This window comes from Streptomyces macrolidinus (assembly GCF_023887685.1).
Taxonomy (GTDB): domain Bacteria; phylum Actinomycetota; class Actinomycetes; order Streptomycetales; family Streptomycetaceae; genus Streptomyces; species Streptomyces macrolidinus.
In genome coordinates this window covers 24,394-50,998 of sequence record NZ_JAMWMR010000009.1, presented here as the reverse complement: position 1 = coordinate 50,998, position 26,605 = coordinate 24,394, and the positions used below count along the sequence as shown (strand labels likewise).

Annotated in this window: 24 protein-coding genes and 1 pseudogene; 19 read left to right on the top strand and 6 right to left on the bottom strand. The window is 71.2% G+C overall.

Translation table 11 applies throughout. The features are described 5' to 3' along the window. Nucleotides 1-19 precede the first annotated feature (19 nt). Nucleotides 20-1,846 carry a phosphatidylglycerol lysyltransferase domain-containing protein gene (locus NGF19_RS13145; protein ID WP_252425170.1) on the bottom strand — a complete coding sequence of 609 codons (1,827 nt, stop codon included), beginning with the start codon at nt 1,844-1,846 and terminating at the stop codon, nt 20-22. Nucleotides 1,847-2,075: 229 nt separating this feature from the next. On the opposite strand from NGF19_RS13145, the gene NGF19_RS13140 reads away from it, so the two are divergent. The 3 genes from NGF19_RS13140 (at nt 2,076) to NGF19_RS13130 (ending at nt 5,878) form a co-directional block, all read left to right on the top strand. Next, entirely contained in the window at nt 2,076-3,203 is a 1,128-nt protein-coding gene (locus NGF19_RS13140; RefSeq protein WP_252425037.1) for an alpha/beta hydrolase, read from the top strand. Nucleotides 3,204-3,527: 324 nt separating this feature from the next. After that, a complete protein-coding gene (locus NGF19_RS13135) occupies nt 3,528-4,646 on the top strand; it encodes a hypothetical protein (RefSeq protein WP_252425036.1) in 1,119 nt (372 codons plus the stop codon). Nucleotides 4,647-4,726: 80 nt separating this feature from the next. Further along, complete coding sequence (locus NGF19_RS13130; RefSeq protein WP_252425035.1) at nt 4,727-5,878, top strand: NADH-quinone oxidoreductase subunit D; 1,152 nt, start codon at nt 4,727-4,729, stop codon at nt 5,876-5,878. Here NGF19_RS13130 and NGF19_RS13125 read toward each other — a convergent pair. Beyond that, complete coding sequence (locus NGF19_RS13125; protein ID WP_252425034.1) at nt 5,843-6,889, bottom strand: SAM-dependent methyltransferase; 1,047 nt, start codon at nt 6,887-6,889, stop codon at nt 5,843-5,845. The genes NGF19_RS13130 and NGF19_RS13125 overlap by 36 nt on opposite strands. A gap of 181 nt (nt 6,890-7,070) precedes the next feature. On the opposite strand from NGF19_RS13125, the gene NGF19_RS13120 reads away from it, so the two are divergent. The 3 genes from NGF19_RS13120 (at nt 7,071) to NGF19_RS13110 (ending at nt 9,657) form a co-directional block, all read left to right on the top strand. After that, entirely contained in the window at nt 7,071-8,273 is a 1,203-nt protein-coding gene (locus NGF19_RS13120) for a sensor histidine kinase (protein WP_252425033.1), read from the top strand. 76 nt (nt 8,274-8,349) lie between these two features. Further along, a complete protein-coding gene (locus tag NGF19_RS13115; protein WP_252425032.1) occupies nt 8,350-9,021 on the top strand; it encodes a response regulator in 672 nt (223 codons plus the stop codon). A 3-nt stretch (nt 9,022-9,024) separates the two neighbouring features. Continuing rightward, nucleotides 9,025-9,657: an AAA family ATPase gene (locus tag NGF19_RS13110; RefSeq protein WP_252425031.1), complete on the top strand. Its 633-nt coding sequence runs from the start codon at nt 9,025-9,027 to the stop codon at nt 9,655-9,657. A 91-nt stretch (nt 9,658-9,748) separates the two neighbouring features. On the opposite strand, the gene NGF19_RS13105 is transcribed toward NGF19_RS13110, so the two are convergent. Continuing rightward, entirely contained in the window at nt 9,749-10,855 is a 1,107-nt protein-coding gene (locus tag NGF19_RS13105; RefSeq protein ID WP_252425030.1) for a DUF5937 family protein, read from the bottom strand. A 185-nt stretch (nt 10,856-11,040) separates the two neighbouring features. On the opposite strand from NGF19_RS13105, the gene NGF19_RS13100 reads away from it, so the two are divergent. Next, the gene (locus NGF19_RS13100; RefSeq protein ID WP_252425029.1) at nt 11,041-11,259 is read left to right on the top strand and encodes a hypothetical protein; all 219 of its coding nucleotides are present in this window, start codon (nt 11,041-11,043) and stop codon (nt 11,257-11,259) included. Between the two features lie 11 nt (nt 11,260-11,270). Here the strand turns inward: NGF19_RS13100 and NGF19_RS13095 are convergent, their stop codons facing one another. Next, a complete protein-coding gene (locus NGF19_RS13095; RefSeq protein ID WP_252425028.1) occupies nt 11,271-12,410 on the bottom strand; it encodes a threonine aldolase family protein in 1,140 nt (379 codons plus the stop codon). A gap of 694 nt (nt 12,411-13,104) precedes the next feature. On the opposite strand from NGF19_RS13095, the gene NGF19_RS13090 reads away from it, so the two are divergent. The 10 genes from NGF19_RS13090 (at nt 13,105) to NGF19_RS13045 (ending at nt 21,375) form a co-directional block, all read left to right on the top strand. Continuing rightward, a complete protein-coding gene (locus tag NGF19_RS13090) occupies nt 13,105-14,025 on the top strand; it encodes a Rossmann-like and DUF2520 domain-containing protein (protein ID WP_252425027.1) in 921 nt (306 codons plus the stop codon). Continuing rightward, nucleotides 14,022-15,053, top strand: coding sequence for a pantoate--beta-alanine ligase (panC, locus tag NGF19_RS13085; protein WP_252425026.1), 1,032 nt, complete (start codon nt 14,022-14,024; stop codon nt 15,051-15,053). Before NGF19_RS13090 ends, panC begins: the two co-directional genes overlap by 4 nt. Next, nucleotides 15,050-16,801, top strand: coding sequence for an L-aspartate oxidase (locus NGF19_RS13080; RefSeq protein WP_252425025.1), 1,752 nt, complete (start codon nt 15,050-15,052; stop codon nt 16,799-16,801). The genes panC and NGF19_RS13080 overlap by 4 nt, the downstream gene beginning before the upstream one ends. 1 nt (nt 16,802) lies before the next feature. Beyond that, nucleotides 16,803-17,783 (top strand): carboxylating nicotinate-nucleotide diphosphorylase, encoded by a 981-nt coding sequence (gene nadC, locus NGF19_RS13075; protein WP_252425024.1) that lies wholly within the window; start codon nt 16,803-16,805, stop codon nt 17,781-17,783. Nucleotides 17,784-17,792: 9 nt separating this feature from the next. After that, on the top strand, nt 17,793-18,590 hold the full coding sequence (locus NGF19_RS13070; protein ID WP_252425023.1) for a type III pantothenate kinase: 798 nt from the start codon (nt 17,793-17,795) through the stop codon (nt 18,588-18,590). A 140-nt stretch (nt 18,591-18,730) separates the two neighbouring features. Next, nucleotides 18,731-19,387: a flagellar biosynthesis protein FlhF gene (locus tag NGF19_RS13065; RefSeq protein WP_252425022.1), complete on the top strand. Its 657-nt coding sequence runs from the start codon at nt 18,731-18,733 to the stop codon at nt 19,385-19,387. 42 nt (nt 19,388-19,429) lie between these two features. Then, nucleotides 19,430-19,600: a hypothetical protein gene (locus NGF19_RS13060; RefSeq protein ID WP_252425021.1), complete on the top strand. Its 171-nt coding sequence runs from the start codon at nt 19,430-19,432 to the stop codon at nt 19,598-19,600. A 165-nt stretch (nt 19,601-19,765) separates the two neighbouring features. Further along, on the top strand, nt 19,766-20,242 hold the full coding sequence (locus NGF19_RS13055) for a BlaI/MecI/CopY family transcriptional regulator (RefSeq protein WP_252425020.1): 477 nt from the start codon (nt 19,766-19,768) through the stop codon (nt 20,240-20,242). 9 nt (nt 20,243-20,251) lie between these two features. Next, nucleotides 20,252-20,785 (top strand): amino-acid N-acetyltransferase, encoded by a 534-nt coding sequence (locus NGF19_RS13050; protein ID WP_252425019.1) that lies wholly within the window; start codon nt 20,252-20,254, stop codon nt 20,783-20,785. 254 nt (nt 20,786-21,039) lie between these two features. Then, the gene (locus tag NGF19_RS13045) at nt 21,040-21,375 is read left to right on the top strand and encodes a histone-like nucleoid-structuring protein Lsr2 (RefSeq protein WP_252425018.1); all 336 of its coding nucleotides are present in this window, start codon (nt 21,040-21,042) and stop codon (nt 21,373-21,375) included. Here the strand turns inward: NGF19_RS13045 and NGF19_RS13040 are convergent. Beyond that, nucleotides 21,354-21,800, bottom strand: a pseudogene (locus NGF19_RS13040) (SCO3374 family protein); the annotation flags it as partial. The gene NGF19_RS13045 and the pseudogene NGF19_RS13040 overlap by 22 nt on opposite strands. Nucleotides 21,801-22,374: 574 nt before the next feature. Here NGF19_RS13040 and NGF19_RS13035 point away from each other — a divergent pair. Beyond that, nucleotides 22,375-24,903: an ATP-dependent Clp protease ATP-binding subunit gene (locus NGF19_RS13035; protein WP_252425017.1), complete on the top strand. Its 2,529-nt coding sequence runs from the start codon at nt 22,375-22,377 to the stop codon at nt 24,901-24,903. Nucleotides 24,904-25,335: 432 nt separating this feature from the next. Further along, nucleotides 25,336-25,995, top strand: a complete 660-nt coding sequence (locus NGF19_RS13030) for a M23 family metallopeptidase (RefSeq protein ID WP_252425016.1) — start codon at nt 25,336-25,338, stop codon at nt 25,993-25,995. Here the strand turns inward: NGF19_RS13030 and NGF19_RS13025 are convergent. Further along, nucleotides 25,992-26,597, bottom strand: a complete 606-nt coding sequence (locus tag NGF19_RS13025) for a TetR/AcrR family transcriptional regulator (RefSeq protein ID WP_252425169.1) — start codon at nt 26,595-26,597, stop codon at nt 25,992-25,994. The genes NGF19_RS13030 and NGF19_RS13025 overlap by 4 nt on opposite strands. Between the last annotated feature and the right edge of the window lie 8 nt (nt 26,598-26,605).

Genomic DNA, 26,605 nt, shown 5'->3' with positions numbered 1-26,605 from the left:
GGGCCGGGGGAGCGGTGGATCAGACCCTGCCCGTGGCCTCCGCCCCCCGCTCCACGCCTCCGTGCGCGCACGGAGGCGTGGGACGGGGCCTGCGGCGCAGCAAGCGCGGGAGCGCCACGTTCACGAAGCCCTCGGCGCGCATGGCCGCCAGACCGATGCGCGGAAGGTCGCGGGAGGACGCGTAGACCACGAAGCGCGGCTCCCAGCGGGGCTGGAACTTCGCGTTGAACTTGTACAGCGACTCGATCTGGAACCAGCGGGAGAGGAAGAGCAGCAGGCTCCGCCACATCCGCAGCACCGGGCCCGCGCCGATCTTCTCGCCGCGCGCCAGCGCCGAGCGGAAGTTCGCGAAGTTCAGCGAGACGTGCTCGATACCGAACTTGGGGGCGGCCTGGAGCGCGGCCACGATCAGCAGTTCGTTCATGCCCGGATCCGCCGAGCGGTCGCGGCGCATCAGGTCGAGGGAGGCCCCCTTGGTGCCCCAGGGAACGAAGTGCAGGATCGCCTTCAGATCGCCGTAGGGGCTCGACCCCGTCTCGCCCTGCCCGTCGACCCGGTGGGCCGTGGCGATCAGGCAGTCACCGTCGGCCGGGTCGCCGATGCGGCCGAGCGCCATGGAGAAGCCGCGCTCGGTGTCCGTACCGCGCCAGTCCTCGGCGGCGTGCCGTATGCGCTCCAGTTCTCCCTCGCCGAGGTCACGGATGCGCCGTACCCGGGTTTCGTAGCCGGCGCGCTCGATGCGCTTCACCATCTGGCGCACGTTGCGCATCGCACGGCCGGCGAGGGAGAAACCCGCGACGTCCACCACCGCCTCGTCGCCCAGTTCGAGGGCGTCCAGGCCGGTCTCGCGGGTCCACACCTCGCCGCCCGTCTCGGAGCAGCCGAGGACCGCGGGGGTCCAGGAGTGGGCCTTCGCCTCGTCCATGAAGCGCTCGATGGCACCGGGCCAGGCCTCCACGTCGCCGATGGGGTCGCCGCTGGCCAGCATCACGCCCGAGACGACGCGGTACGTCACCGCCGCCTTGCCGCTCGGCGAGAAGACGACCGCCTTGTCCCGGCGGAGCGCGAAGTGGCCGAGGGAGTCCCGGCCGCCGTGCTTGGCCAGCAGGGCGCGCAGTCGTGCCTCGTCCTCCTCGGTGAGCCGGGCGGCCGGGTGCTCGGGGCGGAAGGCGAGATAGATCGTGGTGACCGCGGTCAGCAGGCCGAGCGCGCCGAGCGAGAAGCCCACCGTCCAGGAGGTGTTGCCGGTGTAGTCGACGGGGCCCTCGAAGCCGAGGAGGCCGTACAGGACGTGGGCGATGCGCTCGGACAGGCTCGGGTCGCCGACCGTGCGGTGTGGGTGGACGCTGACGATGACCAGGCCGAGCCCCAGCGAACCGGCGCTCATGAGGACGAAGTTGGCGAGCGCGCGCCAGCGGCTGCGGGGATCCGGCAGGGCCGCGAACTCGGCGCGGTGCAGCAGCAGGGGCAGCAGCAGCGCCACCGAGATGAGCACGCCGAGGACCGAGTGGCGGTAGGCGGACTGCGCCACCGCGCCCCCCGGCAGCAGAAGAACCGCCGCCCGCCAGGCCCGGCGCTTGCGCCGCCGCAGCCCGTGCGCGAGGAGCAGCAACAGGATGCCGACGCTCAGCGACAGGGCCGCCGCGAACGGGCCGAGCGCACCGGGCAGGACCTCGGCCAGGCGGTGCATACGGCTGTTGCGGAAGCGAGGGAACACGCCTGCCGCGACGTCCAGGACGCCCACGAGCGTGCACGCCCTGGCGATCAGGGCGGGGACCACTTCGGGGCGCGGGCCACGGAGTATGCGCCGGATCACCTGCGACCGCCCCGGAACCTCGCCCGACAATTCCCCATCTATCCTGACAGACATCGCGTTCCGTAGTTCTTCGAGAGACCTTGAGCCCGGTGCCTATCAGGGCATCCGGCGACATTGCGCCCTCTAGGACGGTGTCTCGGGGAGCGAGGTTCACTCCCCATGTCAAAGCCGTTTCAAAGCCGAAGGAAAGGCCGGGGCAAGCCCTCGCGAAGGTGTGAGGGAGACTCCCACGGAACAAAAAGCGCAGGCAGGGGAGCCCATGGGTCTCACGAGCAACAAGGTGCTCGCACTCGCGGTCGTGTGCGCCGTACTGCTGTTCGTCGGCACGGTCTGGTACTGGCCGCGGCTCGCACGGCGGAGCTGGCGGGCCGTCATCGGACGTGTCGGTCTGCTGTTCGCCACGCAGTTGACGATCTTCGCCTCCATCGGGCTCGCCGCCAACCAGGCGTTCGGGTTCTACGCGAGCTGGGCGGACCTGTTCGGGCAGGAGAGCGGCCAGGGTGTGGTGGTCGACCACAACGCCGCCGGGTCGCGAGCCGGCCCGCTCCAGGTGACGGACACCCAGGAGGTGAACGTGACGGGGGGTGCGCGGCCACAGATCGGGGGCCAGATCCAGAAGGTCGACATCGTGGGCCGCAAGACCCGTATCGCGTCGCCCGCGTTCGTGTATCTGCCGCCGGAGTACTTCCAGCCCCAGTACCGCACACGGACGTTCCCCGCGACCGTGGTCCTCACCGGCTACCCGGGGACGGCGCAGGCGCTCATCAAGGGGCTGCACTACCCGCAGACGGCTCACGAGCTGGCCAAGACCGGGAAGATGCAGCCGATGATCCTCGTGATGCTGCGGCCGACGGTGGCGCCGCCGCGCGACACGGAGTGCGTGAACGTGCCGGGCGGTCCGCAGACCGAGACGTTCTTCGCGAGGGACCTGCCCGACGCGGTCATGGCCCACTACCGGGTGGGCAGGAAGCCCGGGAGCTGGGGCATCATCGGCGACTCCACCGGCGGGTACTGCGCGCTGAAGCTGGCGATGCACCACCCGAAGGTGTACGCCGCCGCGGTGGGCCTGTCGCCGTACTACACGGCGCCGATCGACCCGACCACGGGCGACCTCTTCCACGGCGACACGGCGCTGCGGAACCACGCCGACCTGTGGTGGTGTCTCAAGAACCTGCCGCCGCCGGACACCTCACTGCTCGTCAGCAGCAGCAGGGTGGGTGAGGCCAACTACCGGGCCACGCTCAAGTTCATAGGGCAGGTGCAGGCCAAAGGGGTGACCCGGATCTCGTCGATCATCCTCGACAGCGGCGGTCACAACTTCAACACCTGGCGGCGGGAGATCCCGGGAGCACTGCAGTGGCTGAGCGGACGGCTCAGCGATCGCTGAGCGGGTGAATACTGCGGGTGGTACGGGGAATTCCGCGTGATCCGCGGGAGGCCGGTGGGCCGGGCGATGGACTGGCGAGAAATGATCTTGTAAGTCGTCGCGCCGGTTCACGATCGTGCCTTGCGGTGCGTCAGAAGGCCTGTGCGGGGGCGCCGATGCGCTCCTCAGTCGTCCATGACGGGCCTGCAACAAGGGAATTGCACCGGATACCGGACGTGGAGGTTCCGTTTCCGGTACGTGCCGACGGTGACGAAAGCCCCCCGGTCGCCGCGTTTTTACCAGGTGGCGCCCCATCATCCCTCTACGCGCGGTAAGTTTCTGGCCATGCCACGTGGACGTCACCGTCATTCCCCGCCCTTGCACAGGACGCTGCCCCCCTCGGTGATCGCCGGCGTCTCGATCGTCTGCGCCGTGGCGCCCTGGCTGTTCACGGAGCCGATGCTGCTCCGCGGACTGGCCGCGGGTGCCGCGATGACGACGGTCGTCGGCTCCTTCATCATGCGCCGCTGGGATGTCGCCGCGACCAAACGCGTCGCCGACCTCACGCGCGCGCAGGCGAACGACGAGTGGCGCCATGAGGAGCGGGTCGCCGAGCTGGAGACCGACCTGGAGGAGTCGCGCGAGCTGCGCACCAAGCTGGAGCACAAGCTGCGGGCCAAGCGCGCGGAGCTGGCGAAGCTGCGCAACGAACACGCGGCGCTCCTGCGGCGGTACGCCACGGCCGAGACGGAGCGGGCCAGCGCCCTGGAGGGCCGCCGCCTGCTCGCGATCGAGACGACCACTCCGACACACGCGCTTCCGTCGGCACAGAGCACGTCCGGTACGGAGGCCACGCCCTCGGTGGAGTCGTCGGCCGTGCGGGCGTTCTCCGCGGAGGGCTCCTCGCTCTTCGCGCGGGCCGACGCGGCGCTGGAGCGGCTCGCCGGACGGAACACCGGCACGCCGGAGCAGGACGCCACGTCGGCGAGCGCGTCCGCGCAGGAGGGCGACGCGGCGGAAGGGGACGCCCCGGCCGCCGGGCCGGAGCACGCGCCCGCCCCGGCCGCGCAGTACCTGCCGGCTCTCGCCCGGCCGACCCAGGGCGCGGGGAACCTCCCCGTGTCGACCGCTGTGGCCGTCGTCCCGTCGACGCCGCGACGGCGCCCGGCCGTCGAGGGCGGCTTCGACTTCTTCGGCAGGCAGAAGGAGCAGGACTCCCCGGAGCCCCAGGCCTCGGAGCCCCAGGAGACCCCGGAGTCCCTGGACGCCGTGCAGCACGAGGACCTCGCGGACGTCGTCGGCCAGGAGGCGCTCGCCGCGCACCAGGCGGAGTCCGCGTCCGGCGCCGAGCCCGCCGAGCCGAAGGGGCACGCCCTCCCTCAGGTCATCGACCTGACGGCCCATGACGAGACGGAGCGGATCGACATCCAGGACATCCAGAAGCTGCGCACCGCCGCCTCCTGAGCCGCGGAACGGGGACCGGGGGCCGTCCGCCCCCGGTCCCCGTTTCCGTACCCCGGGCGTCCGTACGAGAGACTGGGGCCATGACTCCTACGACGGAGACCATGGTCGGGATCGGCGGCGCCGCGGAGAGCACCGACATGGTGCTCAACATCGGTCCCCAGCACCCCTCCACCCACGGTGTGCTGCGGCTGCGGCTCGTGCTGGACGGAGAGCGGATCACGCACGCGGAGCCCGTCATCGGCTATATGCACCGCGGCGCGGAGAAGCTCTTCGAGGCGCGGGACTACCGCCAGATCGTCATGCTCGCCAACCGCCACGACTGGCTCTCCGCCTTCTCGAACGAGCTGGGCGTGGTCCTGGCCGTCGAGCGGATGCTCGGCATGGAGGTCCCCGAGCGCGCGGTGTGGCTGCGTACGCTCCTCGCCGAGCTGAACCGCGTGCTGAACCACCTGATGTTCCTCGGCTCGTACCCGCTGGAGCTGGGCGGCATCACCCCGGTGTTCTACGCCTTCCACGAGCGCGAGGAACTCCAGAACGTCATGGAGGAGATCTCCGGCGGGCGGATGCACTACATGTTCAACCGCGTCGGCGGCCTCAAGGAGGACCTGCCCGCCGGATGGACCACACGCGCGCGTACGGCGGTCGCCGATGTGCGCTCCCGCATGGACCGGTTCGACGACCTGGTGCTCGGCAACGAGATCTTCCGGGGGCGCACGCGCGGCGTCGGCGTCCTGGCGCCCGAGGCCGTGCACGCGTACGGCGTGAGCGGGCCCATCGCACGCGCCAGCGGTGTGGACTTCGACCTGCGCCGGGACGAGCCGTATCTGGCGTACGGGGAGCTCCAGGACACGCTGCGGGTCGTCACCCGACAGGAAGGCGACTGTCTGGCGCGCTTCGAGTGCCTGCTGGAGCAGACGCACAACGCGCTCGACCTGGCCGACGCCTGCCTGGACCGACTGGCGGAGCTGCCGGCCGGGCCGGTCAACCAGCGGCTGCCGAAGGTGCTCAAGGCGCCCGAGGGCCACACCTACGCCTGGACCGAGAACCCGCTCGGCATCAACGGCTACTACCTGGTCAGCAAGGGCGAGAAGACGCCGTACCGGCTGAAGCTGCGCTCGGCCTCGTACAACAACATCCAGGCCCTGACCGAGCTGCTGCCGGGGACGCTGGTGGCGGACATGGTGGCGATCCTCGGGTCACTGTTCTTCGTGGTCGGGGACATCGACAAGTAGCCCCCCGAGCGAGGCGTCCGCGAGCCCGACGGGCTGGAGCAGCCAGCCGAAGTCACCGAGGCCGCCCGGCGCGGTGAGTTCCGCGGCGGCTCCGGCTCGGGCGAGGGCGCGTACGTAGGCCGCCGGGTCGGTGGACGCGAGCGCGAGCGCGGGGCGTGCGCCGGTGATGCCCAAGGCGTGCAGGGCCGCGCGCTGGGTCAGCAGTCGGGCACCCGGCAGGGCGCACGCGTCCAGTGCCACATGCGCCGTGATGTCGCACGAGCCGTCCGGCACGGGCGCGGTCCCCCGGCCCGCGCGGAACCCGGTGAGCGTCCCGAAGGGCGGCCGGGCCGCGGCGCGGTGCGCGTAGTCGACGGCGACGGCGAGCCCCCGGTCCACCGTCGCGACGACGTCGGCCCAGGCGGCGTCCCTGGGCAGCCCGATCTCGGCACGCAGTCCCTCAGCGGGAAGCCCCGTGGGCAGCGGCCACCAGCGCGCCAGCCACTCCGCCTCCGCACCCGCGACCGGATCGCCGAGGCGCTCGGTCCCGTCCTCCCGTACGAGCACCCGACGCCGTACGCCGTCGGAGTCCGCCTCCGCGACCTCGACCGGTACGTTGTCCAGCCACTCGTTGGCGACCAGCAGCCCGGTGATCCGCTCGGGCGGCGCGTCGCGCCAGGCGATCCGGGGGTCGAGGCCCTCGGGCCGGTCGGCGATCTCGACGGCGTGCACGCGCACCCGGGCGCCGACGTCCGGGGGCAGCGCGCCGAGGACTCCGGTGGCCAGCTCGCCCCGCCCGGCCCCCATGTCGACGAAGTCGAGCCCGGCGGGCCGGCCCAGCGCCTCGTCCAGTCGGCACATCAGCCGGGCCACGGCGGCGGCGAACAGCGGCGAAGCGTGCACGGACGTACGGAAGTGCCCCGCGGGTCCCTCGGGCCGCCGGTAGAAGCCGTCCGCCCCGTACAGCGCCTCCTGGGCCGCCGCCCGCCAGCCACGCCACTCACCGTTCGCCTTGTCCGCCTTGTCTGCCACAAGGTCAGGCTAGAGGCGGCCCGTGCCCTCCACCGGTCGGCCGCGTGCTCCGGCGGGCGCGCTCGGCGCACCCGGACCGGTCGGGATCAGGCGGGCATCCACCTTGCGGAGTACGCGCGACCGCTCCGGATCGACCCTCCGGTTGACCCCTGCGCACACAGCACTTCCTACCCTGGGTTACGTGCAGCGCCTCTATGACTTCCTCCGCAGGCACCCGACATGGGTCGACAGTTTCTGGGCCGTCGTCCTGTTCGGGCTGTCCTGCGTGAGCGTGACGAACGTCAACGGGGCGTCGGACCACCACGGGACGCGCGTCGGTGGGCTCGCGATCTCCGCCGTGCTGTCCGTGGTCGTCGCGCTGCGCCGCCGTATGCCCGAGAAGATGCTCCTCGTGGCCGTCGCGACGGGGCTGGCACAGGTGGTCCTGGACGAGCAGTCGATGATCGCGGACTTCGCGATGCTGGTGATCATCTACACGGTCGCCGCCACCGGCTCCCGGTGGGCCTCCAGCGTCGGCCTGATCGGCGGTCTGGCCGCCGGAACGATTTCGCAGGTGCGCTGGCCGCAGGACGCGAGCATGGCGGGCAACGTCGCGATAGCGCTGTTCCAGACCGTCCCCTTCGCCCTCGCCTGGGTCCTCGGCGACTCGCTGCGCACCCGCCGCGCCTACCTGGCCCAGCTCGAGGAGCGTGCCTCCCGTCTGGAGAAGGAGCGCGAGGCGCAGGCCAAGGTCGCGGTCGCCGCCGAGCGCGCCCGTATCGCCCGCGAGCTGCACGACGTCGTCGCGCACAATGTCTCGGTGATGGTCGTGCAGGCCGACGGCGCCGCCTACGTCCTCGACGCCGCCCCCGACCAGGCGAAGAAGGCCCTGGAGACGATCTCGGGGACCGGCCGTCAGGCCCTCGCCGAGATGCGCCGCCTGCTCGGCGTGCTGCGTACCGGCGAGCACAAGGAGGCGGGCGAGTACGTCCCGCAGCCCGACGTCGAGCAGATCGACGACCTGGTCGAGCAGTGCCGCAGCGCGGGCCTGCCCGTCGACTTCCGGGTGGAGGGCACCCCGCGCCCGCTGCCCAGCGGCGTCGAGCTGACGGCGTACCGCATCGTCCAGGAGGCGCTCACCAACACGCGCAAGCACGGGGGCCCCAACACCGGCGCGAGCGTGCGGCTGGTGTACTTCGACGACGGCCTCGGACTGCTGGTCGAGGACGACGGCAAGGGCGCCCCGCACGAGCTGTACGAGGAGGGCGGCGCCGACGGCCAGGGCCATGGTCTGATCGGCATGCGGGAGCGCGTCGGCATGGTCGGAGGCACGCTGGACGCGGGCCCCCGCCCCGGCGGGGGCTTCCGTATCAGCGCCCTGCTGCCCCTGAAGCCGACCTCATGAGCCCCATGAGTCTCCTGGCCCCCGCCTCTGACACGCCCCAGCCACCCGCCCGAAGCCGACCGTGAGGACCCCCGCCATGCCGATCCGTGTGATGCTCGTCGACGACCAGGTGCTGCTGCGCACCGGCTTCCGGATGGTGCTGGCCGCACAGCCGGACATGGAGGTCGTCGCGGAGGCGGGCGACGGCGTCGAGGCCCTTCAGGCGCTGCGGGCCACCCAGGTCGACGTGGTCCTCATGGACGTCCGCATGCCGAAGCTCGACGGTGTGGAGACCACCCGCCGCATCTGTGCCGACCCCAACCCGCCGAAGGTGCTGATCCTGACCACCTTCGACCTGGACGAGTACGCCTTCTCCGGGCTGAAGGCGGGCGCCTCCGGCTTCATGCTGAAGGATGTGCCGCCCGGCGAACTGCTCACCGCCATCCGCTCCGTGCACAGCGGCGACGCCGTGGTAGCGCCCTCCACCACCCGCCGCCTCCTCGACCGCTTCGCGCCGATGCTGCCGAGCGGCACCAAGGAGCCCCGGCACAAGGAACTGGCCCGGCTCACCGAGCGCGAGCGCGAGGTCATGATCCTGGTCGCCCAGGGGCTGTCCAACGGGGAGATCGCGGCGCGGCTCGTGCTGTCCGAGGCGACCGTGAAGACCCATGTGGGCCGCATCCTGACCAAGCTGGCGCTCAGGGACCGGGTGCAGGTGGTCGTGCTCGCCTACGAGAGCGGTCTGGTCCGGGCGGGAGGGCACGGCTGAGTCATGCTCCTGTGGCTCAACGGCCCCTTCGGAGGCGGCAAGACACAGACCGCGTACGAGATCCGGCGGCGCCTGCCCGGCAGCGTCGTCTGCGACCCGGAACACGTCGGCTTCGGGCTGCACCGCATGCTGCCGCCCGAACTGCGCGGCGACTTCCAGGACTTGGCGTCCTGGCGGCAGGGCGTGGTCGAGGTCCTCGACCTGGCGCTCCGGCGGTACGACGGTGTGATCATCGCGCCGATGACGGTGACCGACCCGGTCTCCTTCACGGAGACCGTCGGGCGACTGCGTGAACTGGGCCACGACGTACGGCACTTCGCGCTGCTCGCCGAGCGCGAGACCGTGCTGCGCAGGCTGCGCGAGCGCGGCGTCGGGCAGGTGCTGAAGTACGTCGCCGGGAAGGGCTACGAGCCGCGCGGCGAGAGCTGGGCCGTCCAGCGGCTCGACCACTGTCTGGAGCGGCTGCGCGAGCCGGAGTTCGCCGAGCACCTGTGGACGGACCGCTTGACGTTGCCCAGGACGGCGGACCGGATCGCGACGCTGGCCGGGCTGACGCTCGTGCCCAACGACGACGGAGCCCTGCGGACCCGGCTGCGGCAGGCGAGGGTCGGGCTGAAGCACATCCGCTTCGACTGAGCCGACACACATCCGGTTCGACCGACGGCCGCCTTCGGCCGACAGTCGCCGTCTCCGCTTCGGCCGACGGTCGCCGTCGCTCCCGGCCGCGCTACCGGAGGATCCCCTCCAGGAAGTCGCTCCCCAGCCGGGCCACCGCGGTGACGTCCAGTTGGTGCAGCACATACCGGCCGCGGCGGCGCGTGGTGAGCAGGCCCGCCTTCTTCAGGGCGCTCAAGTGGCGGGATATCTCGGGGGCGGTCATGCCGTGCGTCTGGGCCAACTCACCCGTGGTGAAGGCGCTGCGGGCCAGGTTGCGGCACATGCGCATCCGCACCGGGTGGGCCAGGGCGGCCATCCGCAGGGTCAACTGCTCCACCGACGGCAGGGCGGTCGGCTCCGGAGAACCGACCGGGTAGTGCAGCACCGGCTGCCAGCCGTAGCGGTGCAGCACCATCAGATGCGGCCACCCGAGGCTCGTCGGTACGAGCAGCAGGCTGCCGTCCCCCGTGGTGGTGCGGCCGTTGCCGAGCTTGTCGACGACGATCCGGTCCCCGGCCTCGTCGAGCGTGACCGCGGACGACACCGACGTCAGGGCCTCCGCGAGGCCCTTGTGCCGCAGGAGGTCCGTCTTGTGCCGGGAGTCCGCCGTGAGCTGGTGGCGCAGCCGGGACCAGATGTCGGCGAAGAACGCCTCGTCGCAGTCCTGGAGGAACTGCCGCAGCCAGGCCCGGATGCGCGGCGGGTCGGCCAGCAGCCGCTCGCTGAACCGCAGTTGCTGCGGGCCGCGCGCCGCCGCCAGCTCCAGGGCGCGTCGGCGGACGCCCTCGTCACTGAGCGCGTCCGAGCCGGGCGTGATGTACGGCAGCGCGCACGTGAACTCCAGCGCCGCGTTCACGAACTGCTCGTCGTCGAGCTTGTCGAGGAGGTCCAGGTCCTCGGTGAGCGTGGCACCGGGGAGCGTGTCCCGGCCCGGCAGTCCCGCGCACGGCAGGAAGAGGTCCGAGAACGTCGTACGCCACAGGAAGTCGGCTTCGCACATCCGGTCGGCGAGATGGCAGTCGAGGCCCGCGGTCACCGCGGTCGCCCAGCCCCGGAGCCCGGGATGGTGGCCGGGCTCGGCCAGCCCGTGCAGGGCCATCCCCAGCTCGGCCAGCGGGGACGGCACGACGGCGATGCTCTCCCGCCGCAGCCCCGTGATGTCGATCTCCACGCTCATGGCCTCACCTCCGCGCTCACGGCTTCATAGTGCACCTCACCACTGACAACGCCGCCGCCGATTGACGACGGCCGTCAATCGGGACGACGCGCGGCCGGAGCGGGTGCAGGCTGATGCGTCACCGGGGCCGCCGCGGAGCCTTCCGGATCCCGTTCCCGTTCCCGTTTCCGAAGAGGCGATCCGCCATGACTCTCACTCAGCAGTACCTCCTCGACACCTACCGGGCCCAGCGCCTCGGCGAGCCCGTCCCGCCCGCGCCCGGCACCCGCGACTGGCAACTCGTCCGCGAACTGGACGACCGCCGTCGGTTCCACGCCGTCCTGGCGGGCCGCCCGGCGCGCGGCCGGTTGCGCACGGCCCTGTCGCACCTGCTGTCCAGCCGCCGCTCGGGCTCCCTCCGCTGAGCGGACGGGCGCTACGCCTCCGGAAGCCGCTTCACGAACTCCGTCACGGCCGACGTCACGTCGTCCGCCGTCCACTCCAGCCCCTGGGCCCGTACGGAGACCTCGGTGAAGGCCAGGCCGGGGCCGCCGCGGTTCCAGGGGCCCGCGAACAGCAGCGTCCCGGTCTCCTCGGCCTGCAGGACCGCGGCCTCCGCGAGGACGTCGGCGTCGTACGGCAGCCAGACCTGGAACTCGTGGGTGGCCGGTACGCCGGGGTGTACATGCGCCCATGGCACCCCGGCCGCCGCGAACCCCGCGCGCAGTGCGGCGGCGACCACGCGCGCGTGGCGCACGTACTCCGGCAGCCGGGGCAGCTCCCGCTCCAGGCCGATGAGGGCCGACAGGGCGGTCGGGAACTGCTGGAAGACCAGGCCGCCGTAGCGGTGCCGCCAGGTCCTGGCCTCCTCCACGAGCGAGGCGGGACCCGCGAGCGCGGCACCGCCGTACGCGTCGAGGGACTTGTAGAACGACACATAGACGCTGTCCGCGAGGCCCGCGATCTCGTCCAGGGGGCGGCCGAAGTGGGCGGTGGTCTCCCACAGGCGCGCCCCGTCGAAGTGCACCACCGCGTCGCGCTCGCGCGCGGCCTCGACGACCTCGGTCAGTTCCTCGAAGGAGGGCAGGACGAAACCGGCGTCGCGCAGGGGCAGTTCGAGCATCAGCGCGCCGAACGGCTCCTCGAATCCGCGTACTTCGTCGGCGGTCGGCAACCGGGGTTCGCTCGTCACATGTACCGGCCGCAACCCGCTGACCTGGCTGAACGCCTTGCGTTCATGGACTTCGGGGTGGGCGAGCGGGTGCAGGGCCACCGTGGTGTCGCCCGTACGGCCCGCCCAGCAGCGCAGCGCCACCTGCTGGGCCATGGTGCCTGTCGGGAAGAAGGCGGCGGCCTCCGTCCCGAGCAGCCCGGCGACCTTCTCCTCCAGGGCCTCCACGACCCCGTTCCCGTAGATGTCACCGGTCTCGTCCAGGTCGTACACGTCCTGCGCGTCCGCCAGCAGCGCCAGCCGCTCCCGGAGCGTCCCCAGGAAGCCCGGCCGCGCCAGGACCCGCTCCGCACGCCGGTAGGCGGCGATACGCCGCTTACGCCGCATCCGCCACTGCTCCTCCACCGCAGGATCCGATCGCTCCGCGTCAGCCTCCTGCGGTCCGCCCGCCGATCCTTCCGGGCCTCCTGCCGGCTCCTGCGGCCCGCCTGTCGGCCCCTCGGGCCTTCCTGCTGATCCGGTCGGCTCCTGCGGTCTTCCCGCCGACTCCTTTGGTCCGTCCACTGCTGTCTGCGGTCTTCCCGGGGACTCCTCCGGTCCGTCCGCTGATGCCTGCGGCCTTCCTGGCAACTCCTGCGGTCCGTGCGCCGATCCTTCCGGGCCTTCTGTCGGCTCCTCCGGCCTTCCCGCCGATCCCCGTAGTCCGCCTGCCGATCCCTCCGGCCTTCCCACCGGTCCCTCCGGTCCGCCAGTCGGCGCCTCCGGCGCTCCCGCCGATCCCGTCGGTGCCTGCGGCGCTCCCGCTGACTCCACCGGCCCTCCCGGCAGACTCTCCGGCACTTCCGCCGACCGCCCCTCGTCCCACCCCGCCGTAGAACCCTCACGCCGTCCCGCCGTCTGTGCCATGTCCCCCTCCGCCTTCGTCCTCATGCCCGGATCATGCCGCGTACCCATGGCCTCGGGCATGTCCCTCTCCCTACCCCGCCCTGCGGGAACCCACAGCCTGTGGACAGCCGGTCGGCCCCTGAGTCGATCGCGTTAACATGACGAGAAATCGTCCGGTACCCAGAGCGGACTGGAACGGGAAGGTCACCGTCGAGTGAGTACATTCCAGCAACCTGACCCTGGAGACCGCCCCGCGCGGCTCCGCGTGGGCGTGATCGGAGCCGGCCGGGTCGGCCCCGTGCTCGCCGCGTCCCTGCAACTGGCCGGGCACCGTCCGGTCGCCGCCTCCGGGGTCTCCGAGGCGTCCAGACGGCGGGCGGCGTCGATGCTGCCGGACGTCCCCCTCCTCCAGCCCGCCGAGGTGTTGCAACGGGCGGACCTGGTCCTGCTGACCGTCCCCGACGACGTGCTGCCGGGCCTGGTCGAGGGCCTCGCCGAGACCGGCGCCGTACGGCCGGGACAACTGCTGGTGCACACCTCCGGGCGGTACGGCACGAAGGTGCTCGACCCCGCCCTGCGCGCGGGCGCGCTGCCGCTCGCCCTGCACCCCGCGATGACCTTCACCGGTAGCCCGGTGGACATCCAGCGCCTCGCCGGCTGCTCCTTCGGGATCACCGCGCCCGAGGAGCTGCGCCTGGCCGCCGAGGCCCTCGTGATCGAGATGGGCGGCGAACCCGAGTGGATCGCCGAGGAGATGCGGCCCCTCTACCACGCGGCCCTCGCCCTCGGCGCCAACCACCTCGTCACCCTGGTCGCCCAGTCCATGGAACTGCTGCGCGAGGTGGGCGTCGAAGCCCCCGACCGCATGCTCGGCCCGCTGCTCGGCGCCGCCCTGGACAACGCCCTGCGCTCCGGTGACGCGGCCCTCACCGGCCCCGTCGCGCGCGGTGACGCGGGCACGGTCTCGGCCCACGTGGCCGAGTTGCGCCGACACGCGCCGCAGACCGTCGCCGGCTATCTCGCGATGGCCCGCGCGACCGCCGACCGGGCCCTGGCCCATGGACTGCTCAAGCCGGAGCTCGCCGAGGACCTCCTCGGGGTACTCGCCGACGGGACCGAAGGGGAGCCCCGATGACCACCGTTCTGCTGCGCACCGCCGATGAGCTGCACGCGCGCGTGAAGCACGGCCGCCGCGCCGTCGTGATGACCATGGGCGCCCTGCACGAAGGCCACGCCACCTTGATCCGCGCCGCCCGCCGGATCGCCGGACGCGACGGCGAGGTCGTCGTCACCGTCTTCGTGAACCCCCTCCAGTTCGGCGAGGGCGAGGACCTCGACCGCTACCCGCGCACCCTGGACGCCGACCTCAAGGTCGCCGAGCAGGCGGGCGCGGACGCCGTGTTCGCCCCCACTCCGGAGGAGGTCTACCCCGGCGGCGAGCCCCAGGTGCGGATCACCGCGGGGCCCATGGGCGAGCGCTTCGAAGGGGCTTGCCGCCCCGGCCACTTCGACGGCGTCCTCACCGTCGTCGCCAAGCTGCTGCACCTCACCCGCCCCGATGTCGCCCTGTTCGGACAGAAGGACGCCCAGCAGGTCGCCCTGATCCGCCGGATGGTGCGCGATCTGAACTTCGGCGTGGAGATCGTCGGCGTGCCCACGGTGCGCGAGGACGACGGCCTGGCCCTTTCCAGCCGCAACCGCTACCTCTCGATCGAGGAACGGCGCACCGCGCTCGCCCTGTCCCGGGCCCTGTTCGCGGGCCGCGACCGGCACGCCGCCCAGGAGGCCCTGCGCGCGCGGGCGCTGGAGGTGCCCGCCACGCACGCGCGCGCCGAGGCGCTCAGCGCGATAGGCGAGTCGCGCGCCGCCGCCGACGCGCACGCGGTCGCGAAGGCCGCCCCAGGCGGTCCCGCCGCCGTCCGAGCCGCCGCCCGGCTGGTCCTGGACGAGGCCGCCCGTCAGGAACCGCCCCTGGACCTCGACTACCTCGCCCTGGTCGATCCGTCGGACTTCACCGAGGTCCCCGACGGCTACACCGGCGAGGCCGTCCTCGCCGTCGCCGCCCGCATCGGCACGACCCGGCTCATCGACAACATCCCGCTCTCCTTCGGAGCCCCCGAACCCGAACCCGAACTCGCGGACCCGGACGGGGCCTCCTCGTGACCCGGCCCCGGCACGCCGGAACGGGCCTGCGCCTGCACGCCCCGGCCCCCGGCTGGTCCGTCGCCGCGGACGTCGTGGTCATCGGCTCCGGTGTGGCCGGCCTCACGGCGGCCCTGCGCTGCGAGGCCGCCGGTCTGAAGACGGTCGTCGTCACGAAGGCCCGCCTCGACGCCGGTTCCACCCGCTGGGCGCAGGGCGGCATCGCGGCGGCCCTGGGCGAGGGCGACACACCCGAGCAGCACCTGGACGACACGCTGGTGGCGGGCGCGGGACTGTGCGACGAGGAGGCCGTACGCCTCCTGGTCACCGAGGGCCCGGACGCCGTACGGCGGCTCATCTCCACCGGCGCCCGGTTCGACACCGACGACGAGGGCGGCATCGAGCTCACGCGCGAGGGCGGCCACCACCGCCGCCGTATCGCGCACGCGGGCGGCGACGCGACCGGCGCGGAGATCTCCCGCGCCCTCGTCGAAGCGGTCCGCGCGCGCGGGCTGCGGACGGTCGAGAACGCGCTGGTGCTGGACCTGCTCACGGACGCCGAAGGCCGCGCCGCGGGCGTGACCCTGCACGTCATGGGCGAGGGCCAGCACGACGGCGTGGGCGCCGTGCACGCGCCCGCCGTGGTCCTCGCGACCGGCGGCATGGGCCAGGTCTTCGCCGCGACCACCAACCCGTCGGTGTCCACGGGCGACGGCGTCGCGCTGGCCCTGCGCGCCGGAGCCGAGGTCAGTGATCTGGAGTTCGTGCAGTTCCACCCGACCGTGCTGTTCCTCGGCCCGGACGCGGAGGGCCAGCAGCCGCTGGTCTCCGAGGCGGTACGCGGCGAGGGCGCCCACCTGGTGGACGCGGACGGCGTGCGCTTCATGGTCGGGCAGCACGAACTGGCCGAACTGGCGCCCCGGGACATCGTCGCCAAGGGCATCATGCGCCGTATGCGGGAACAGGGCGCCGAGCACATGTACCTGGACGCCCGCCACTTCGGCGCGCAGATGTGGGAGCACCGCTTCCCGACGATCCTCGCCGCCTGCCGCGCCCACGGCATCGACCCGGTCACCGAGCCCGTCCCGGTCGCCCCGGCCGCCCACTACGCCTCCGGCGGCGTCCGCACCGACTCCCACGGCCGGACCACCGTGCCCGGCCTGTACGCGTGCGGAGAGGTCGCCTGCACCGGCGTCCACGGCGCCAACCGGCTCGCCTCCAACTCCCTTCTGGAAGGCCTGGTCTACGCAGAGCGCATCGCCGCCGACATCGCGGCGGCCCACGCGGCACACGGCCTCACCGCGCGCGTGCCCGCGACCGTCCCGTACCCCGAGAAGCCCGCGCACCCGCTGTTCGCCGCGCAGGACCGGTTCGCGATCCAGCGGATCATGACGGACGGCGCGGGTGTGCTCAGGTCCGAGGGGTCGTTGCGCAAGGCCGCGGAACGCCTGGAGCGGCTGGCCGCCGACGCGCGCGAGCGCCTCGAGGAGCACGGCAAGACCCCCGAGCCCGGCGTCGACACCTGGGAGACCACCAACCTCCTCCTGGTGTCCCGGGTCCTGGTCGCAGCCGCCCTGCTGCGCGAGGAGACCCGCGGCTGCCACTGGCGCGAGGACCACGCCGGGCGCGACGACACCGCCTGGCGCCGCCACGTCGTCGTACGGCTGAATCCCGACCGATCGCTGGCCACACGCACCACCGACACCGCAGACTTCCCCCCGACCGTCCCCTCGACGGGCACCCCCGGCACGCGTCCCCAGGAGCAGTGACATGAGCACCCCCGACCTTCCCCTCGTCCCGAGCGGCGGCTGCGGCGACGGCTGCGCCTGCGGTGCGGACGACGACATGGACGCCTACCTGGAGTGCGGACTCGACCCCGCCCTCGCCCAGTTGCTGACGGACGCCGGACTCGACCCCGTGGAGGTCGAGGACATCGCCAACCTGGCCATCGAGGAGGACCTGGACAACGGCGTCGACGTGACGACGGTCGCGACGATCCCCGAGGACGCCGTGGCCACGGCCGACTTCACCGCGCGGGAGGCGGGCGTGGTGGCGGGCCTCCGGGTCGCCGAGGCGGTCATCTCGGTGGTCTGCACGGACGAGTTCGAGGTCGAGCGCCACGCGGAGGACGGCGAGCGGGTCGAGGCCGGACAGAAGCTCCTGACCGTGACCACCCGCACCCGCGACCTGCTCACCGCCGAGCGCAGCGCGCTGAACCTGCTGTGCCGTCTGTCGGGCATCGCGACGGCCACGCGCGCGTGGGCGGACGTGCTCGAGGGCACCAAGGCGCGCGTACGCGACACCCGCAAGACGACGCCGGGCCTGCGCTCCCTGGAGAAGTTCGCGGTCCGCTGCGGCGGCGGCGTCAACCACCGCATGTCCCTGTCGGACGCGGCACTGGTGAAGGACAACCACGTCGTGGCGGCCGGCGGGGTGGCGGCGGCCTTCGAGGCGGTCCGTACGACGTTCCCGGGCCTGCCGGTCGAGGTCGAGGTCGACACCCTCCACCAGTTGCGCGAGGTCGTGGACGCGGGCGCGGACCTGATCCTGCTGGACAACTTCACGCCGGGCGAGTGCGAGGAAGCGGTGGCCCTCGTCGCCGGCCGCGCCCAGTTGGAAGCCTCGGGCCGACTGACCCTGGAGAACGCCAAGGCCTACGCGGACACGGGCGTCGACTTCCTGGCGGTCGGAGCGCTGACGCACTCCGCGCGGATCCTGGACATCGGCCTCGACCTGCGAGCGGCGGAGTAGGCGAACCCCATGCTGCTGACCATCGACGTAGGCAACACCCACACCGTCCTCGGCCTGTTCGACGGCGAGGACATCGTCGAGCACTGGCGCATCTCCACGGACGCCCGCCGCACGGCGGACGAGCTGGCCGTGCTCCTCCAGGGCCTGATGGGCATGCACCCGCTCCTCGGCGAGGAGCTGGGCGACGGCATCGACGGCATCGCGATCTGCTCGACGGTCCCCTCCGTCCTGCACGAGCTGCGCGAGGTCACCCGCCGCTACTACGGCGACGTCCCCGCGGTCCTGGTCGAACCCGGCATCAAGACCGGCGTCCCGATCCTCATGGACAACCCGAAGGAGGTCGGCGCCGACCGCATCATCAACGCGGTGGCGGCGGTCGAGCTGTACGGCGGCCCGGCGATCGTCGTGGACTTCGGCACGGCGACGACGTTCGACGCGGTCTCGGCGCGTGGCGAGTACACGGGCGGCGTCATCGCCCCCGGCATCGAGATCTCCGTGGACGCCCTCGGGGTCCGCGGCGCCCAGCTCCGCAAGATCGAGCTGGCCCGTCCGCGCTCGGTGATCGGCAAGAACACCGTCGAGGCGATGCAGGCGGGCATCGTGTACGGCTTCGCGGGCCAGGTCGACGGCGTGGTGAGCCGGATGGCCCGCGAGCTGGCGGACGACCCCGAGGAGGTCACGGTCATCGCGACGGGCGGCCTCGCCCCGATGGTCCTCGGCGAGTCCGCGCTGATCGACGCGCACGAGCCGTGGCTGACCCTGATCGGTCTGCGCCTGGTCTACGAGCGGAACGTGTCCCGCATGTGAGACGCGACGCCCCGGCGGAGCCTCACCACCGCCGGGGCGCCGCCGCACGGCGACTGCATCCGCCCCCACCTGGGGGAACCCCACAGCGACACGACCCCCAACAAGGTCGGTTTTGTCCGATTAGCGGTAGCGTCCCCCGCATGCCCACGCCACACGGATCCCGCGGCGGCCTGGCGTTCGGCGCGGAGGAGCTGCGTGTGCTCCGCCGAGCCCTCGCCCTCGCCCTCCAGCCCCGTACCGCCTCCGCCGAGGACGTCCAGGAGTGTCTCCGCCTCGCCGAGTCCGTCGACGAGGCGGTACGCGAGGGCGCCCGCCTGAGGGCCTTCCTGCTGGCCGACCTCGCCCGCTACCGCGCGGCCCTCCCGGGCGCCGTCGTCGGCTACTGCGCCCTCCTGGAGGAGGCCCTGAGCGACGGCTACCGCCCGGTCCCTGACGACCTCGCGGCCCTGGGCGCCCTGCGTGGCACCCCCGCCGCCGCGGCCCTCCTCGACCGCTGCTCCGCCCTCGCAGGCCGGAGCGCCCGAGCCCGCCTCACCCTCCGTACGGCCACCATCCCCGCCTCCCGCGCCCGTCTCACAGCGCTTCCGGGCGGCCGTGCGGTCGCGGAGGACCCGGCGGGCGAACCGGCCCGCAAGCCCAGCGAGAAGCCGGCGGAGCGGCCCGACCGGCCCAGCCCCCGGCCGGAACCGCAGAGCCCGCGCCCCTCGCGCCCGATCCCCACCCCGGGCGAGGTGTTCCCGCCGAAGCGCAAGCCCGCCCCTCCCGCGCGCTCCGCGCAGCGACTGGCCGCGGTCTGACCCCGGGGGAGTCCTCGGACGGACCCTGGCTACTCTGGACTCATGGACTACGTCTCCGCGCTTCTGCCCCCGGTCGTCATGGCTGTCTTCTTCATCGGGCTGATCAGGGTGATCGTGAAGACCCAGGGCGGCGCCAACAAGGCCAAGGAGGACGCGGCCGTCGAAGCCGCCTTTGCCCGCGCCGAGAGCAAGACCCCGGACGCGACGGCCTGACCCCCGGCCGGTCCGCACCGGTGACCCCCGGCCGGTCCGCACCGGCACCGCACCCTCCGGCGTACGACTCACCGCTTTCCGAGTCGTACGCCCTTTTTGTTACCCCTCACCGGGAAAGTCACCGTTCGGCAGGCCATGGCCGGGATCTCCCACTATTCTGCTGAGGTGCCTCGCCCCCTGGGAGAACTCGAAGACGCGGTCATGACGCGGGTGTGGAAGTGGAACCGCCCGGTGACCGTTCGAGAAGTCCTGGAAGATCTCCAACAGGACAGGTCCATCGCGTACACCACGGTGATGACCGTTTTGGACAATCTCCATCAGAAGGGCTGGGTCCGTCGCGAGGCGGAAGGCCGGGCCTATCGATATGAGGCGGTCTCCACCCGCGCCGCCTACGCGGCCGCACTGATGAACGATGCCTGGGCGCAGAGCGACAACCCGGCCGCCGCACTCGTCGCCTTCTTCGAGATGATGAGCGACGAACAGCGGCAGACGCTGCGCGACGCCGTCCGTATCGCGCAGGGACCGCAGGACGTGGGTGAGTCCGCCGAACCCGCGGAGAACCCGGAGAACCCGCAGGAGAACGTCGCGGAGAAGGGCGAAGAGAAGAACCCCGCCGCGCCCGAGGAACGTACCGGGCGATAGCGTCCACTCATGCCAGCAGAGAGTCCTGAAGCAGCCGCAAAAGCCCTCACCATCCGACGGGCCAGGACGAGCGATGTCCCGGCGGTGCGCCGCCTGCTCGACGCCTACGTCCAGCGCCGCATCCTGCTCGACAAAGCGACGGTCACGCTTTACGAGGACATCCAGGAGTTCTGGGTCGCGGAACGCGACGACAACGGCGAGGTCGTGGGCTGCGGCGCGCTGCACGTCATGTGGGAAGACCTCGCGGAAGTCCGTACTCTCGCGGTGACGCCCGAGGCCAAGGGCCACGGCGTCGGACACCACTTGCTGCAGAAGTTGCTCCAGACCGCCCGCTGGCTCGGGGTTCGCCGCGTATTCTGTCTGACCTTCGAAGTGGACTTCTTCGGGAAGCACGGGTTCGTCGAGATCGGTGAGACTCCCGTCGACACCGATGTGTACACCGAGCTGATGCGTTCCTATGACGAGGGCGTGGCGGAGTTCCTCGGTCTCGAACGAGTGAAACCGAACACCTTGGGCAACACTCGGATGCTTCTGCATCTGTGATCGCCGACGGATCACCTCCCCGACTATTCGGCCGCCTTCCGTCGGACAGCCTTGCCCGCGTTCCCTATGTCCGAAACGCGCATGTTTCCGGTCTCCCGTCTCTCCCTCGGTCTCTCACAGGGGTTTGTGTTTTTCCGGCAAAAGCGGTTTGCTTTCCGACGTAACGCAGTACTGCATATAACAGGGGACCCGAAACAAGCGGGGCACAGGCCGCGAACCAGCGGCCCCTGAAGTTATCGATGAAAGGAAATCCGGTGGCACAGAAGGTTCAGGTCCTTCTTGTGGACGACCTCGACGGCGGCGAGGCGGACGAGACCGTGACGTTCGCGCTGGACGGCAAGACGTACGAGATCGACCTCACGACCGCGAACGCGGACAAGCTCCGTGGCCTTCTCGACCCTTATGTGAAGGGTGGCCGTCGCACCGGAGGCCGTGGGGCGGGTGGCCGTGGTAAGGCCCGGGCCGCTTCCGGTGCCGGCCAGGACACCGCGCAGATCCGCGCCTGGGCGAAGGAGAACGGGTACGAGGTCAACGACCGTGGCCGCGTCCCGGCGACCATTCGTGAGGCCTACGAGAAGGCGAACGCCTGAGCGTACGCACGGCGCAGCCGGATCCGGTGGCAGTGCGTCGCCATGGTGTCGGCCAGCCGCACCAGATCGGGGGCGCTCCCCGCGCCCCCCAATGCCGACAGCGTCGGCAGCCGGGATGCGACCTCGCACCCCGGCTCAGGGGGCCGCGGCCAGATGGCGGCCCCCTGTGAACGGATCCGGCCGGGAGTCCAGCCCGGCGGCAGGAGTGCCTCGACGCATCCGCCCGCGCCGGTCGTGGTGAGGACCAGCGCGAGCTCGCCCCACTCCAGCCGGTCGAGCGGCCCCGGCAGCTCCTCCGCGCTGCCCGCGGCCATCAGTAGCCGCATCCGCCCGGCGTGCAGTGCCACCGGCGAGGCCGGTCCCAGATGCCGCAGCGCGGCGAACTCCGCCTTCGCGGGGACCTCCAGGACGTCCGCTCTCGTACCGCCGCCCTACCGCCTTGCCCGGGTCGAGCGCCCCGCGCGACGGCGGGAGCACCCCGTCGGGCGGGCGCTTGCAGGGGGGCGGCCTGGTGAGGTGAGAGCCATGCCGGGAGCAACAGCCAGGAGCACGGTCGGGTTACGCTGGGTGGAGGCTCGATTGCACAGTGTGTCGAACAAGGGGGCGTTCGGGGGTGTGTGGTGGCGCAAGGATGTTCGCCCGTAGCGGAGGGAACCGGTACGCGCGGCATGGAGTGTCCGTACATACGGGTAAGACATCCCTAGTGGGAGGGGGCGACACGCAGCACGGGCGGTCTCTCGTTCGCCATGGGCGTACTGACGACGTACTGGCGACTGGGATATCTGCCTGGCCTGCGGGAACATCGTCTCGCACCATCGGGTTGGAGCACATGTCGGCGTTCGGGGTCAGGAGGCAGGGACTCTGTCTCCGCGAGAGCGGAGGTGATCCGGACGGTGTCGGCAGTTGGAATGAGCGGTCCCCGCTTGCGGGACTAAGCTGCGGAAGGACAGGGAGGGGAGCGTCCCCTTACTGCCTGACCGCTCTGAGGAGCGATTAACGATGTTCGAGAGGTTCACCGACCGCGCGCGGCGGGTTGTCGTCCTGGCTCAGGAAGAAGCCCGGATGCTCAACCACAACTACATCGGCACCGAACACATCCTCCTGGGCCTGATCCACGAGGGTGAGGGTGTCGCCGCTAAGGCCCTGGAGAGCCTCGGGATTTCGCTCGAGGCGGTCCGCCAGCAAGTGGAGGAGATCATCGGCCAGGGCCAGCAGGCGCCCTCGGGCCACATCCCCTTCACCCCCCGTGCCAAGAAGGTCCTGGAGCTGTCGCTCCGCGAGGCCCTTCAGCTCGGCCACAACTACATCGGCACGGAGCACATCCTGCTCGGCCTGATCCGCGAGGGCGAGGGCGTCGCCGCCCAGGTCCTGGTCAAGCTGGGCGCAGACCTCAACCGCGTCCGCCAGCAGGTCATCCAGCTGCTGTCGGGCTACCAGGGCAAGGAAGCCGCCACCGCGGGCGGCCCGGCCGAGGGCACCCCCTCGACCTCTCTCGTCCTGGACCAGTTCGGCCGGAACCTCACGCAGGCCGCTCGCGAGTCCAAGCTCGACCCGGTCATCGGGCGCGAGAAGGAGATCGAGCGGGTCATGCAGGTCCTGTCCCGCCGTACGAAGAACAACCCGGTCCTCATCGGCGAGCCCGGCGTCGGCAAGACGGCGGTCGTCGAGGGGCTGGCGCAGGCCATCGTCAAGGGCGAGGTGCCCGAGACCCTCAAGGACAAGCACCTCTACACCCTCGACCTGGGCGCGCTGGTCGCCGGCTCCCGCTACCGCGGTGACTTCGAGGAGCGCCTGAAGAAGGTCCTCAAGGAGATCCGCACCCGCGGCGACATCATCCTGTTCATCGACGAGCTGCACACGCTGGTCGGTGCGGGTGCCGCCGAGGGCGCCATCGACGCGGCCTCGATCCTGAAGCCGATGCTGGCCCGCGGTGAGCTCCAGACCATCGGCGCCACCACGCTGGACGAGTACCGCAAGCACCTGGAGAAGGACGCGGCCCTCGAGCGCCGCTTCCAGCCCATCCAGGTCGCGGAGCCGTCCCTGCCGCACACCATCGAGATCCTCAAGGGTCTGCGCGACCGCTACGAGGCGCATCACCGCGTCTCCATCACGGACGAGGCCCTGGTCCAGGCCGCCACCCTGGCCGACCGGTACATCTCCGACCGCTTCCTGCCGGACAAGGCGATCGACCTGATCGACGAGGCGGGTTCCCGGATGCGCATCCGCCGGATGACCGCGCCGCCGGACCTCCGTGAGTTCGACGAGAAGATCGCGGGCGTCCGTCGCGACAAGGAGTCGGCGATCGACTCCCAGGACTTCGAGAAGGCCGCTTCCCTGCGCGACAAGGAGAAGCAGCTCCTCGCGGCCAAGGCCAAGCGGGAGAAGGAGTGGAAGGCCGGCGACATGGACGTCGTCGCCGAGGTCGACGGCGACCTGATCGCCGAGGTCCTCGCCACCGCCACGGGCATCCCGGTCTTCAAGCTGACCGAGGAGGAGTCCAGCCGCCTGCTGCGCATGGAGGACGAGCTCCACAAGCGCGTCATCGGCCAGGTGGACGCCGTCAAGGCGCTCTCCAAGGCGATCCGGCGTACGCGTGCGGGCCTGAAGGACCCGAAGCGTCCGGGTGGCTCGTTCATCTTCGCGGGCCCGTCCGGTGTCGGTAAGACCGAGCTGTCCAAGGCGCTGGCGGAGTTCCTGTTCGGCGACGAGGACGCGCTGATCTCCCTCGACATGTCGGAGTTCAGCGAGAAGCACACGGTGTCGCGTCTCTTCGGTTCGCCCCCCGGTTACGTGGGCTACGAGGAGGGCGGCCAGCTCACGGAGAAGGTGCGCCGCAAGCCGTTCTCGGTCGTCCTCTTCGACGAGGTCGAGAAGGCCCACCCGGACATCTTCAACTCGCTGCTGCAGATCCTGGAGGACGGTCGCCTGACCGACTCCCAGGGCCGGGTCGTGGACTTCAAGAACACGGTCATCATCATGACGACCAACCTCGGCACCCGGGACATCTCCAAGGGCTTCAACCTGGGCTTCGCCGCCGCGGGCGACACGAAGACCAACTACGAGCGCATGAAGAACAAGGTGTCGGACGAGCTGAAGCAGCACTTCCGCCCCGAGTTCCTCAACCGCGTCGACGACGTGGTCGTCTTCCCGCAGCTCACGCAGGACGACATCCTGGCGATCGTCGATCTGATGATCAGCAAGGTCGACGAGCGGCTCAAGGACCGGGACATGGGCATCGAGCTGGCCCAGTCCGCGAAGGAGCTGCTGGCGAAGAAGGGTTACGACCCCGTGCTGGGTGCCCGGCCGCTGCGCCGCACGATCCAGCGCGAGATCGAGGACACGCTGTCCGAGAAGATCCTCTTCGGCGAGCTGCGTCCGGGCCACATCGTGGTCGTGGACACGGAGGACGGCGAGGGCGACACCAAGGTCTTCACCTTCCGCGGTGAGGAGAAGTCGGCTCTGCCGGACGTTCCGCCGATCGAGCAGGCGGCCGGTGGCGCAGGCCCGAACCTGAGCAAGGAGGCGTGAGCGCGCGACGCTCGGCCTGAAGAACGAAAGGGGCTGCCCCGGGACTTTCGGTCCCGGGGCAGCCCCTTTCGCGTGCCCGCAGAGCCCCTGATTCCTTCGTGTTCAACCGCTGGTTCAGCCGTAATGGATCTGTCACGGATGGTTGTTCCGACAGGGGCCGCGCGTGACAAGGGGCACAGGTGAATGAGTAACTACTAGACGCTTTAGTGACCTGATGGATCACGTATCGCGGGCGCTTTCCCGAACTTCTGCGGAGCCCTCGGCGCGCAGGCCCTGCGGTTTCGGGGGAAATGTCTGAATTGCTGAGGTCTGTCAAGCATCTCTTGGTTTTACTGCGATGTACTAGAAGTCATCGTAGATCACACATTTGGGGGATCTGTTCGGGTCGGGTTACCAAGGGATGCATCAAGTCCCCGACTCCCTGAGGTCTTCATGTTCAACCGCGTCACGTCCCACTTCTCCCGCAAGCCCCGACTTCGCACCCGCGCCGCCGTGCTGGCCGCCGGCCTTGGAGCCACGGCCGCGCTCGGGGTCGGGGTCGCGCACGCCACCGGTTCGCACGCGCAGGCCCCCCAGGCCGCGAGCACCGGTGTGAAGGCGGCGGGCACCGGCACGAAGGCGGTCTCCGGCAACGCGAAGCCGGCCGGCGCCGGTGCCCAGGTGGTCAACTCGTCGGGCTGGGTCTCCCCGGTCAAGCAGTACGCGCTCTCCGCGGGCTACGCCCAGGCCGGTGGCATGTGGAAGTCCACCCACAGCGGCCAGGACTTCGCCGTTCCGAGCGGGACGGATGTCGTCGCCGCGAGCAGCGGCACCGTCGTCAAGGCCGGCGGCAACGGCGCCGGTGACGGTCCCGCGTACGGCAACGCCGTCGTGATCAAGCACGCCGGTGGTACGTACTCCCAGTACGCCCACCTCTCGCGGGTCGACGTGCAGATCGGCCAGAGCGTCGGTGCCGGACAGCACATAGCGAAGTCCGGTAACACCGGTAACTCCAGCGGTCCGCACCTGCACTTCGAGATCCGGACGACCCCCAACTACGGGTCTGCCGTCAACCCCGTCGAGTTCCTCCGGGCCAAGGGCGTGGCCCTCTAAGACGTCCGAGACGTCTCCTGTGACGCAGGCGCACCCGAGTGCGCCTGCGTCACCATGTCGATCGCGACCTCCAGGCTGGCCTTGCGCTTGTCCTCGGGGTCGCTCTCTATGTCCTGGAGAACGAACATCCCCGCGTGCATCGTGAACAGCGCGGTCACGCAGCGGACCTGGTCGGTCAAGGACGCGTCCGGATCTCTGATGATGTCGCGCATCTCGAGCATGCGGCCCTTGAACTGGTTGCCGATGCTCAGCTCCCGCATCGTCGCCTGGTTCTCCTGCATGAAGCGGAAGAGCGGGGCCGCGCCGGCCAGTGCCTCGCTGTAGCGGCGCAGTACCTCCTGCTTCGTCTCCAGGGTGTGCGGCTGCGCCTTGCCCCACTCGATCAACTCGTCCATGGGGCGGGTGAGGTCCTCGAAGAGGCTGACGAGGATCTCTTCCTTGGTCTTGAAGTGGTAGTACAGCGCGGCCTTGGTGACGTCCAGATGCTCGGCGATCTCCCGCAGCGAGGTCTTCTCGTAGCCCTGCTCGGCGAAGAGTTCGAGCGCCACGTCCTGGATGCGCTGGCGTGTGTCGCCGCGCCGCTGCCGCTTGGTGCCGCCCATGGTGTTCA